Origin of the sequence: Caulobacter sp. AP07 (assembly GCF_000281955.1) — a bacterium.
Taxonomy (GTDB): Bacteria; Pseudomonadota; Alphaproteobacteria; order Caulobacterales; family Caulobacteraceae; genus Caulobacter.
On record NZ_AKKF01000143.1, the window covers coordinates 18283 to 29838 of the forward strand.

Here is an 11556-nt window from a genome sequence, read left to right on the forward strand (position 1 = left end):
GGCGCCGTGCCTAGTTCAGCGTGCCGGTCTGCTGGGCCTGGCGCTGGGAGGCCAGGGCGATCAGACGGTCCCAGCCGGTCAGCGACACCAGGTGCGCGTAGATCTGGGCCAGGGCGCCGCTGGCTTGCAGCTCCTTGGTCTTTTCCGGCGACAGGGCGTTGAGCTTCTCTTCCGAGACGCCGAAATACTCGGCCACGGTCTGCGGCTCGCCCGGCTGACCGTTGGCGCCCTGCGGCGTGAAGATCGCCTTCTTCAGTTCGAAGAGGTCGTTGTCCTTCAGCAGCTGCACGAACGAGTCGGTGCGGCGGCGTTCGACTTCGAAATCGTCGCAGAACTTGATGCAGTTCTGGGTGTATTCGGTCGGCTCGCCCTTTTCGTCGAACAGCGGGGTGTCGCCGCCTTCGGCCAGCAGGCTGGAGCCGCGGTCGATGCAGACGATCAGACGGTCCTGCGCGTCGTCATTGGCCAGCACGAACGGATAGCGGCGGATATAGGCCGGGATGTAGGCGCCGATCTCGAAGGCGCCGTCGGCCTTGACGAACAGGTTCTCACCGGTGTTCAGGCCCATCACGGCCAGCGGCACGCGGTCTTCGCCGGCGAAGATGATCGGATAGGACAGCGACGACGGCGCGAACTCGGTGACCGCGAGCGGCACGGCGGTGCCGTTGACGGCGAAGCCGTACGGCTTGTCCTTGTGGACCAGGCCCAGCTTGGCGTGTTGCTCGCGGCTCAGCGGCTCCGGCGAGTTGTAGAACAGGACGTTGCCGGAGATCCCGCCGGCGGGTTGGGTCGTTTCCATGAACAGCTCGACAAAAGGCTAATGAACGGACGCCTATTGCGCTCAGGCGGCCTTTGAAAGGTCCGGCGCTTCTAGCCGATCCGGAGGGGCCCCGCAATCAACCCCTCCGCCCTGGCGTTATAGTCCCGCCTGGTTCGCCCTGCGCGGGAGTTCCGCCCGTTCAGAACTTCCAGGCCACGCCCGCCCGCACCGACCGGCCCGGCGACGGGGCGATGTCCTTGAGGAACGAGGCGTGCTCGCGGATCTCCTCGTTGGTCAGGTTGCGGCCGTCGATGAACAGCCGCAGCGGCGAATTCTCGATCGGCTTGAACGTCGCCTTCAGATTGACCACCGTATAGCCGTCGGTGGGCAGCTCGAAGGCGGCCACCCGGTCCTGCTCGGCGACCCGGCGGACCTCCAGGGTGGTCTCGACGCGCGGGATGTTCCAGACCACCGAACCGCCCAGCGACCACGGCGGGATGCGGGCCGGCACGCCGGCGTCGGTCTCGCCGTGCACCCAGTCGAAGGTGGTCTCCAGGCGGATCGACTGGGTCACCCCGCGCCAGGCGTCGTAGCCGGCCTCGAACTCGGCCCCGTGGAAATCTGCCTTGGTCTGGAAGTACTGGTAGACGGGCAGGTCGTCCTCGACCGCGCCGGTCGGGGCCTCCTCGATGAAGTTGCCGTACTTGGCGGCCCACAGGTGGCCCTCGGCGCGCAGGCGGTCGCCCTTCCAGCGGACGGTGGCCTCCAGCGAGGTGACGGTCTCGTTGTCGAGGGTGTTGTCGCCGACCTCGAAGCCGCCGGTGCCCGGGTGCGGACCGTTGGCGAACAGTTCGAACTCGGTCGGGGCCCGGCCGTTGCGCGACAGGGTCAGGGCGTAGAACAGCTGGTCGGAGGGCTTGAGGAACACGCCCAGCGAGGCCGAGACGTTGTCGAAGTCGCGCTTCTGGTCCGGGGTCTTCAGCGAACGGGTGTCGAAGCGCAGGCCGGCGTCGACGCCCCAGGTCCCGCGATCCAGGCGCTGCAGGGTGAAGATCCCGTACTCTTTGATGTCGGTCGAGGGCACGAAGGCCTCGTCGCCGATCGCCTCGAAGTGACGGTCCAGGGCCTGGAAGCCGATGGCCCCCTGGTGGCCGTCATGCTCGCGGTGGACCAGCTCGACGCGCCCTTCCGTGCCGTTCGACAGGAAGCGGGTGCCGACCTCGCCGTCCTCGACGCTGACCTCGGCGTGTTCGTAGTCGGCGTGACCGATCGAGACGCGGATCTTTTCGAACCACGGATTGTCCAGTTCCTGCTCGCCGCGCAGGTCGTAGCGGGTCTGTTGCAGGTGGATGGAGACCGGGCCCTCGGCGTTGGGGTCGATCGGGGCCAGGATCTGCTCGTAGGGCACGCCGTAGGTGGTGTCGGTGCGCTTGACCGACACGCCGAAGAAGCCACGGTCGTGGACGTAGGAGACGCCGGCCCCGTAGGCGTCGACCTCGACGTCGGTGTTCTTGACGGTCTTGTCGGGATCGACGGTCAGGCCGTCGCGGGCCGCCAGCCGGGCCGAGACCGGGGCGACGGGCACGGCGTAGTCGTCGGTGCGGCGGCTGGACAGGTCGGCGGCGAACACGAACGGGCCCTTCCCGGCCTTGATCGCGGTCGAATAGGCGTAGCCGTCGTCGACCGACGAGGCCGAGGCCGACAGCCGGCCTTCGAAGCCGTTGGCGGCCGGCGTCGACGGCACGCGCTCGTCGATCATGTTGACCACCCCGCCGATGCCCGAGCCGCCGTAGGCCAGGGTCGAGGGGCCACGCAGCACCTCGATGCGCGAGGCCTCGCCCGGGTCGCTGGCCACCGCGTGGTCGGGCGACAGGGCGCTGGCGTCCACCTGGCCGACGCCGTTCTGCAGCACCATCACCCGGGGGCCCGACAGGCCGCGGATCACCGGCCGCGAGGCGCCGGGGCCGTAGAAGGTGGAGCGCAGGCCCGGCAGGCCGTTGAGCATGTCGCCGATGCCGGCCGCCGGGGCGACGTCCAGCTGGTCGCGGGTGACGACGTTGACGCTGCTGGTCACGGTGTCCAGCGACACGGCGTAGGGGGCGGCGGTGACCACCACCCGATCGACGGCGTCCGGTCCCGCGCCCGCATCGGGGACAGCGTCGGCCGGCGCGGCGGGCGCCTCGGCGGCATAGGCCAGGGGCGCGACGAAGGCGGCTACCAGCAAGCTCGCGGCGGAGAGAAGGACGCGACGGGACATGGGCGAGATCCAATAAGCTTGGCCGAGGGAGCGGCCGCGAAGAAGTGTTATGAAATAACATATCTATCCGTCAAGGCGCTTCATGCCTTGACGCGGTCGATCGTCGCCGTTCTGTGAGCGGATGACCGGATGGAGACCGCCCGTGACCCGAAACGCCCTGCTCGCCATCACTTTCGCCGGCCTGCTGGTCGCCGGGTGCGCGCCGATCCGCGACGCCTTCTCCCCGCCGGCCGCCGCCCCGGCCCAGACGGCGAGTTCGGCCAGCTGGACCGCGCCGCCCAAGGGGTATCTGGGGTCCGACCCGGGCCTCGACGGCGCGGCGATCCTCGGCCCGCCGCCGACCCCGGACTCGCCCCGCGGCAAGGCCGACCGGGAAACCTTCAACGAAACCCGCAAGCTGGCCGGCACGCCGACCTGGGACAAGGCGATCGCCGACGCCGATCTGTCGGGCAAGGAGGGCTTCAAGAGCTTCTCCTGCGCCGCCGGCGCGACGATCAGCCCGGAAGCCACGCCGACCCTGACCCGCATGCTGCTACGGATGACCGACGACGCGGCGACGCTCTACAAGCCGGCCAAGGCGGCGTTCCAGCGTCCGCGTCCGCCGGTGGGCAACACCAAGCCGATCTGCGTGCCGCGCGAGGACTGGATCGAGACCGATGGGTCCTATCCGTCCGGCCACGGCCTGATCGGCTGGTCGTGGGCCCTGGTGATCTCCGAGGTCGCGCCGTGGAACGCCAGCGCCGTGCTGGCGCGCGGGCGCGAGTTCGGCGACAGCCGGATCATCTGCGGCGTGCATTTCCAGAGCGACATCGAGGCCGGCCGTTACCTGGGCTCGGCGATGGTGTCGAAGCTGCACCAGAACGTCGCGTTCGAGGCCGACCTGGCGACGGCCAAGGCCGAGATGGCGGCGTCGCGGGCGAACGGAGCGCCGGCGGGGTGCGGCGGCTGACTTGCCCCTGCGAACCCTCTCCCGCTGGGAGAGGGTGAACCTTCCCCCTAAACCGGCCGCCCCGTCGCCAGCGCGCCATACAGCTCCGGCCGGCGGTCGCGGAAGAAGCCCCAGGCCGCGCGGTGGGTCCGCAGGAAATCCAGGTCGAAGGTCGAGGCCACGATCCCCTCGTCGGCCCGGCCGAGCTCCGACACCAGGTCGCCGCGATGGTCGGCGATGAAGCTGGAGCCGTAGAAGCTCTGGCCGCCGTTCGGATAGCCGTCCCACGGCTCGAAGCCGATGCGGTTGGCGCCGACCACCGGGATGACGTTGCTGACCGCGTGGCCCTGCATGGCCCGCTGCCAAGGCAGGGTGGTGTTGAGGGTCGGGTCGTGCGGCTCGCTGCCGATGGCGGTGGGGTAGAACAGGCACTCGGCCCCCGCCAACGCCATGGCGCGGGCGGCCTCCGGGTACCACTGGTCCCAGCAGATGCCGACGCCCAGGCGGCCGAAGCGGGTGTCCCAGACCTTGAAGCCGGTGTCGCCCGGCCGGAAGTAGTACTTCTCCTGGTAGCCGGGACCGTCGGGGATGTGGCTCTTGCGATAGACGCCCAGCAGGCTCCCGTCGGCGTCGGCCATCACCAGGCTGTTGAAATAGTGTGGGCCTTCGCGCTCGAAGATCGAGATCGGGATGACCACGCCCAGCTCGCCGGCCAGGGGGGCGATGGCCTTGACCACCGGATGCTCGCGCCACGGATGGGCCTGGGCGAACCAGCGCTCCTCCTGCGTGACGCAGAAATAGGGGCCCTGGAACAGCTCGGACGGCAGGATCACCTGCGCGCCGCCGGCGGCGGCCTCGCGGATGAAGGCTTCCGTCTTCCTGATGTTGGCCGCCAGGTCCATGCCGTAGGACGTCTGGATGGCGGCGACGCTGAGCGTGCGGGTCATTCGCCGGGCTCCTGCTGGCTGATGCAGTGGAACGAACCGCCGCCGGTCAGGATCGCGGTCGACGGCAGGCCGATCACCTCGCGCTCGGGGAACAGGCCGCTGATCACCTCGACGGCGAAGGCCCCCGATTCCTCGGCGTAGATCGGCACGATCACCGCCTCGTTGGCGATCAGGAAGTTCATGTGCGAGGCCGGGATGATCTCGCCGTCCTCGTCCAGGATGCGGCCCGGCGAGGGAATGCGCATCACCTGCAGGGGCGAGCCGCGGCTGTCGGTCATCGCCGCCAGCGTCCTGGCGGTTTCCGCATAGACCTCGGCGTTGGGGTCGTCGGCCCCGAAGGCCATCGGACAGGCCACCACGCCCGGCGCGACGAAGCGGGCCAGGTTGTCGACGTGGCCGTCGGTGTGGTCGTTCAGCAGGCCGTCGCCCAGCCACAGCACCTTCCGGGCTCCCAGCGCGGCGGCGAGGGCGGCGGTGGCCTTGGCCTCGTCGAAGTCGCCGTTGCGGTTGGGGTTCAGCAGGCACTGGCGGGTGGTCAGGATGGTGCCCGAGCCGTCGTGGTCCAGGGCCCCGCCCTCGAGGACGAAGCCGTTGCGGGCCAGCGGCGCGCCCGAGGCGGCGGCGATCTGCTCGGCGACGATGTCGTCGCCCTCCATCTGGTACTTGCCGCCCCAGCCGTTGAACTGGAAGCCGGCCGCGACGGCCCCGTCGGCGGTCTCGATGAAGATCGGGCCGGTGTCGCGCAGCCAGATGTCGCCGAACTGGCCACGGACGATCTCGACGTCCGTGTCGCCCAGCAGGGCCAAGGCGGCGGCCTCGGCCTCGTCGCCGACCACCATCAGCCGCACGCGCTCGCCGCCGGGACCGGCCAGGGCGCGGGCCAGAGCGGCGACCTCGGCCTGGGCCTGGTCGAGGTCTTCCCGCCACAGCTCGGCGTGGCTGGGGAAGCCCACCCACATGGCGCGGTGCGGAGCCCACTCGGCGGGAACGGTCGAAATCATGAACGGAACCTGGATCAAGGAGGGAGGCGCAAATGGGCCGAGATGGCCCTCGGGTCAAGCCGCCCTTCTAGCAAACTGGTGCGACAAAAGAAAAAGGGCGATCCGTTTCCGGACCGCCCTTCCTTGGGTTCAGTCTGACCAGACGATCAGAACTGGTACTTCACGCCGACTTTGATCTGCCAGAGCGACGACTGGTAGATGCCGAACGGACGCGGCGCCTGGTTGCCGTTCTTGGTCCCGGCGGCCGGGTTCTGGCCAACGGCGGTGTTCAGGTTGGAGTAGGTGTAGGCGGTCTGGCCGGCGCAGCTGCCGCCCACGCCCGCGCAGGTGATGTCGACCAGCGAGACGCCACGGTAGAAGTCGTACTGCTCGAGCACGCCCCACTTGTTGTTCAGCATGTTGCCGAAGTTCTCGATGTCGATGTAGCCGAGCAGCTTGGCGCCCTTCGGCACGAAGGCCGGGAACTCCTGGCTGAAGTGCAGGTCGACCGTGGTGACGTTGTTGCCGCGGAAGCCGTTACGCGGCGCGATTTCGCCGGCATATTTGATCAGGCCGGTGCTGTGCAGCATGTCGTTGAACGCCGCGACGTTGAAGGTCCCCGCGTAGTTCACCCGCGTGTCGCTGGTGGCCGTCACGTTGCCGCTGCTGTCGGCCTTAGGCACGTAGAGCAGTTGGTTCGAGGTCGCCTGGCGACCGCTGTAGGTCGAGACGTAGTTGCCGAACTCGACGTCCGGACGGCTCGTGGAGCTGTTGGCGAACGTGTAGCTGAACGGCAGGCCCGAACGACGCTGGGCGTACATGGTCAGGCTGGTCTTGTTGTCGCCGAAGAACTTGCGCTCATAGCTGGCGTTCAACGAGAACTTGTTGCGGACCTCGTAGTCGGACGTGGCCGGACGCGGGTTCTGATGGTCCGACGACGCGAAGCGCGTGTAGCTCGAGTCGGCGATCGAGCTGGTCATCGGGTTGGCGTCGGTGGCCTTGGTGTAGGTGTACGAAGTCTTGAACGACAGGCCGTCCAGGACGCCGTCGCGCCAGTCCTTGCCCAGCGAGATGGCCGCCGAGTCGCTCTTGCCGCCGTCGTCGAGGTTGGTCAGCAACATGTCGAACACGTTGGCGCCGATAGTGCCCGTGGTCGTGCGGCCGTAGACCGGACGACCGTCCGGAGCCACGCCGATCTGCTGAGCGCGCAGGTCCTTCCAGTACAGGGAGTCCTGGTTCTTGGCGTGGACGTAGTCGCCCTGGACGCGCCAGTCGTCGCCGATGCCGAAGCGGCTCAGGTCGAAGTTGTAGCCGGCCGACACGGTGGTCTTCCAGACGCTGGCGATCTTCAGCGCCGGATCCAGGGCGTTGGTGTTGCCGTTGCCGGGGGTCAGGGTACAGCCGGCCGGGACGGCGCCCAGGCTGGTCAGGGTGTAGGGACCGGCCGGGCAGACGGCGTTGACCTGACGGACGCCGTCGTTGCCGAACGGGTTCGAGGTCCAGACGTTCAGGCCCTGGCTCGAGAAGCGGCCGAAGCCGACGGCCAGGTCGAAGCGCTCGGTCGGGGTCCAACGGGCGTAGACGCGCGGCAGGACGATACCCTTGCCGTCGAGGTTGGCCTGGTTGGAGAAGCTGTTGCGCGACACGAAGGTCGTGTTGAGGATCGGCTTGTCGTTCTGGACGAACCAGTCGTAGCGGGCGCCGACCAGGATGCTCAGGTCGTCGGTCGCCTGGAAGGTGTCTTCGGCGTAGAGCGTGTTGATCCAGAACTCCGACTTGGCGGCGTTGCCGGCGGCGGTGCCGGCCGTGGCGGGCACGGTGCCGCCCGTCGGGCTGACCGCGCCGACCAGGGCCACGGTGTCAGCGCGGCCAGCCAGGAAGTTGGCGTAGCTGCTGAAGGCGTAGGTCGGCAGGTAGTTGCGGCCGAAGATGTTGGTGATGTCGTTGCGCTCGTTGCGGAAACCGACCAGGAACTCGTGGGCGTCCCAGGTGTAGCGCGCGCGCGCTTCGACGGTGTCGACGAAGACGTTCAGGTAGTTGGGCTGGCTGTTCAGCTCGGTGCCGAAGCGGATCGAGGCGTTGCCCGCGCCGGCCTGGACGCCGGCCAGGTCGTTCACGTTCACCGTCACCTGGCCGACATTGCCGCCCGGGGTGGTGCGGACGGTGTCGGTTTCCTTGCGGCCGACGCGCAGTTCGGTCGTGAAGGCGTCGGTCCAGCGCGAGTTCAGCTGGACGGTGTAGTTCGTCAGGTGCTCGTCCTTGACGTACTGGCTGGTGGTCAGGCCGATACGCGGCGCGCCGTTGCCGGCCGAGGTCGAGGTCGAGGTGCTGTCGCCGCTGGCGAACAGGTCGCTGGTCGAACCGTTGAACGACGAGCTCTTGGTGTCTTGCAGGGTGACCTGCAGGCGCTGGCTGTCGGTGATGTTCCAGTCGAACTTGGCCAGCAGCTTCTTGTCGCTGATCGGCGGGGTGCTGCGCACCCAGTTGCCCGGATCGTAGCCGTACTTGGTCTTGGTGGCGGCCTGGAAGGTGTCGATAGCGCCTTGGGTGATGCGGCCGATCGTCGTGCCGCGGCCCGAGTCGATCGGGCCTTCGTCGATGAAGAAGTTCCCTTCGTACTTTTCGTACGACAGGAAGAAGAACGCCTTGTCCTTGATGATCGGGCCGCCCAGCGTGGCGCCCCAGGTCTTTTCGGAGAAGTCGCCGGCGACCTTCTGCTCGACGCGGTCGCCGCGGGTCGGGCTGGTCGTGCGCGTGTCGTAGTAGGTGTAGGAATCGCCGCGCATGTCCTGGTTGGTCTTTTCGCCAAACAGGGTGCCGTGGAACTCGTTGGTGCCCGACTTGGTGACGGCGTTGATCGAGCCACCCAGGAAGCCGTTGTTCACAACGCTGTAGGGGGCGATCGAGACCTGCACCGCGCCGACGGCGTCGATCGAGATCGGCGAGCGCTGGGTCGGGTAGCCGTTGTTGTTCAGGCCGAAGTCGTCGTTCTGGCGGTTGCCGTCGACGGTCAGCTGGTTGAAGCGGGTGTTGGTGCCCGCGAACGACAGGGCGTCCTGGTTGGTCGGGTCGATGGTCGCGAACGGGTCGAGACGGGCGACGTCCTTCAGGTCACGGCTGATCGACGGCAGCGACTGCACGTCGGCGCCGGTGAAGTTGGTGCCCGGACCTTGGGTGTTGCCCGCCGACGAGGCGGCGGTGACCGTAACGGCCTCGACCGAACCGACCGCGAACAGGGTCAGGTTGATGTCGGCGGGGTCGCCCACGCCCAGGGCCGGCAGGGTGACGGACTGGCCGTCATAGTTGGGGGCCGCGACCTTGATCGAGTACGGACCGCCGACGCGCAGGCCGCGCGCCGAGAAGAAGCCGTTTTCGCTGCTCACGGTGTTGAGGCTGGCGCCGGTCGGTACGTGGACGATGGTCACGGTGGCGTTGGCCACGCTCGCGCCGCTTTCGTCCTTCACCACGCCACGGATGGCGCCGGTGGTTTCCTGAGCGTGGACGGCGCTGGCCGCCGCGAGCGCCAGAACGGCAAGCGCAGACCCGCTAGCGAGCCTTTTCATCGAAATCATATTAGCCCCTCTTTTTTTGGCACGGCGCGCGGCGAAGCGCGTCATCAAGCCCCATCTTGAGCAGGCTCTTTACCGGCCTATTTAGAAGGTTTGGTGACGGAATAGCCACGATCGCCGATAAACCCTGCGTAGACGGCGCCATTGCAACACATTTAGTCAGCGTCCTCTTACTTATGCGGGAGAAATTAGCGTGGCCCTTGACGAAATGGCGCGATCGGACTCGGCGCGCGCCTGGCGGCTGACGCTGATTCTGGTGGGCGCTCTGACGCTTTTCCGGGTGCTGGCGCTGTTCCTGACACCGCTGGAACTGTACCCGGACGAAGCCCAGTACTGGCTGTGGTCGCGCCACCTGGATTTCGGCTATTTCTCCAAGCCGCCGATGATCGCCTGGCTGATCTGGGCGACCACCCACATCGGCGGCGACGCCGAGGCCTGGCTGCGGATCAGTTCGCCCCTGCTCAACGCGGGCACGGCCCTGGCGATCTCGCGCATCGCCCTGCGGCTCTATGGCGACCAACGCGGGGGAACCTGGGTCGGACTGGCGGCCGCGGCGACCTTCAGTCTGATGCCGGGCATCCAGCTGTCGTCGGTGCTGATCACCACCGACACCCCGCTGCTGTTCTTCCTGGCCCTGACGGTCTGGGCCTGCGTGGCCCTGCCCGCCGCCTCGCCCCGCGCCCGCGTCTGGGTGGCGGCCGGCATGGGCGCGGCGCTGGGCCTAGCCTTCCTCAGCAAGTACGCGGCGATCTACGCCCTGGCCAGCCTGGGGGCCCACCTGTTCCTGTCGCGCCAGGCCCGGCGGGCCTGGACCCCAGCCATGGCGGTCGCCTTCTTCGCCGTGCTGTTCCTGGTCTTCGCGCCGAACATGCTGTGGAACATCGAGCACCACTTTTCGACGCTGGAGCACACCGCCGCCAACGCCAACTGGAAGTCGGGCAAGCTGTTCAACCCGCTGGAGCTGGTCCAGTTCGTGGGCTCGCAGTTCGGGGTGTTCGGGCCCGTGCCGTTCGCCGTGCTGGCGGTCGGCGGCCTGCTGCTGGCGGCGCGCAGACGGTTGGCGCCGGCCGACGTGACGCTGCTGTGCTTCGCCCTGCCGCCGCTGGTCACCGTGGCGGCCCAGGCCTTCGTGTCGCGCGCCAACGCCAACTGGGCCGGCGCGTCCTACGTGGCCGGCTCGGTGCTGGTGGCCGCCTGGCTGCTGCGCTGGGAAGCCCGCCGCTGGCTGGTCGGCGGCCTGGCCCTGCAGGCCGTGCTGGCGGCGGCGTTCCTGACCTGGGTGATCAATCCGCGCACCGCCGAGGCCATGGGCATGGCCAACAGCTTCAAGCGGGCCCGCGGCTGGGACCAGACCGTCCAGGCGATCATCGCCCGGGCCAAGGAGGAGAAGGCCGGCCAGGGCCTGACCGCCGTGGCCGTGGACGACCGCTTCCTGTTCAACGTCGCCGCCTATTACGGTCGCGACTATTTCGGCACGTCCAAGGCCCCGCCGCTGCGGATGTGGGTCCACGAGATCGCCGCCCGCAACCAGGCCGAGGCCGAGGCCCCGATGACCGAGCCCCTGGGCCGGCGGGCCTTGATCGCCAGCCTGGAAGGGACCTATCGCGGCAAGATCCAGCAGGATTTCGCGGCGACCTCCGACCTGCAGATCGTCAGTGTACGTCTGGACAGGAAGCGCTCGCGGCGCACCGACCTGTTCATCGCCCAGGGCTTCGCGCCGGTGCCGCGCGATCCGGTGACCGGGCTGCCGCCGGACACGCCGTGGAAGGCTGGGAAGTAGAAGGAGTTCTTCCCTCCCCGCTCTGGGGAGGGGGGGACAAGCGAAGCTGGTGGGTGGGGTCGCCACCGCACGGCGCCCCACCCGACCCCTTCGGGGCCACCCTCCCCGCAAGGGGGAGGGACAGCCCTTAGGCTAAACCCCCACCTCGAACGCCGCCTCGGTCTTGGCCTTCACCTCGTCGACGCTCACCCCCGGGGCCAGCTCGATCAGCCTGACCGGCGTCTTGCCGCGGTTGATCTCGAAGACGCCCAGTTCGGTGATCAGCAGGTCGACCACGCCCGCGCCGGTCAGCGGCAGCGAACAGCGGTGCAGCAGCTTGGGCGCGCCGGACTTCT

8 protein-coding genes are annotated in these 11556 nt (G+C 68.4%); 2 read left to right on the forward strand and 6 right to left on the reverse strand.

Translation table 11 applies throughout. The annotated features are described in order from the left end of the window. Positions 1-10: 10 nt before the first annotated feature. Positions 11-799, reverse strand: a complete 789-nt coding sequence (locus tag PMI01_RS11360; protein ID WP_007668201.1) for a SapC family protein — start codon at positions 797-799, stop codon at positions 11-13. Between the two features lie 160 nt (positions 800-959). Continuing rightward, positions 960-3017, reverse strand: a complete 2058-nt coding sequence (locus PMI01_RS11365) for a TonB-dependent receptor (RefSeq protein WP_007668203.1) — start codon at positions 3015-3017, stop codon at positions 960-962. A 142-nt stretch (positions 3018-3159) separates the two neighbouring features. Between PMI01_RS11365 and PMI01_RS11370 the strand changes: the two genes are divergently transcribed. Beyond that, the gene (locus PMI01_RS11370) at positions 3160-3966 is read left to right on the forward strand and encodes an acid phosphatase (RefSeq protein WP_007668204.1); all 807 of its coding nucleotides are present in this window, start codon (positions 3160-3162) and stop codon (positions 3964-3966) included. A 47-nt stretch (positions 3967-4013) separates the two neighbouring features. Here PMI01_RS11370 and aguB read toward each other — a convergent pair whose 3' ends face one another. From aguB to PMI01_RS11385, 3 genes are all read right to left on the reverse strand, one after another. Continuing rightward, on the reverse strand, positions 4014-4892 hold the full coding sequence (aguB, locus tag PMI01_RS11375) for an N-carbamoylputrescine amidase (RefSeq protein WP_007668206.1): 879 nt from the start codon (positions 4890-4892) through the stop codon (positions 4014-4016). Continuing rightward, positions 4889-5893, reverse strand: a complete 1005-nt coding sequence (locus PMI01_RS11380; RefSeq protein ID WP_007668208.1) for an agmatine deiminase family protein — start codon at positions 5891-5893, stop codon at positions 4889-4891. Before PMI01_RS11380 ends, aguB begins: the two co-directional genes overlap by 4 nt. Before the next feature lie 146 nt (positions 5894-6039). Continuing rightward, a complete protein-coding gene (locus PMI01_RS11385; protein ID WP_035035874.1) occupies positions 6040-9435 on the reverse strand; it encodes a TonB-dependent receptor in 3396 nt (1131 codons plus the stop codon). Positions 9436-9634: 199 nt separating this feature from the next. On the opposite strand from PMI01_RS11385, the gene PMI01_RS11390 reads away from it, so the two are divergent. After that, complete coding sequence (locus PMI01_RS11390; RefSeq protein WP_007668213.1) at positions 9635-11221, forward strand: ArnT family glycosyltransferase; 1587 nt, start codon at positions 9635-9637, stop codon at positions 11219-11221. A 132-nt stretch (positions 11222-11353) separates the two neighbouring features. On the opposite strand, the gene PMI01_RS11395 is transcribed toward PMI01_RS11390, so the two are convergent. Then, on the reverse strand, positions 11354-11556 hold a 203-nt coding region (locus tag PMI01_RS11395), incomplete at its 5' end, for an acyl CoA--acetate/3-ketoacid CoA transferase subunit beta (protein ID WP_007668214.1).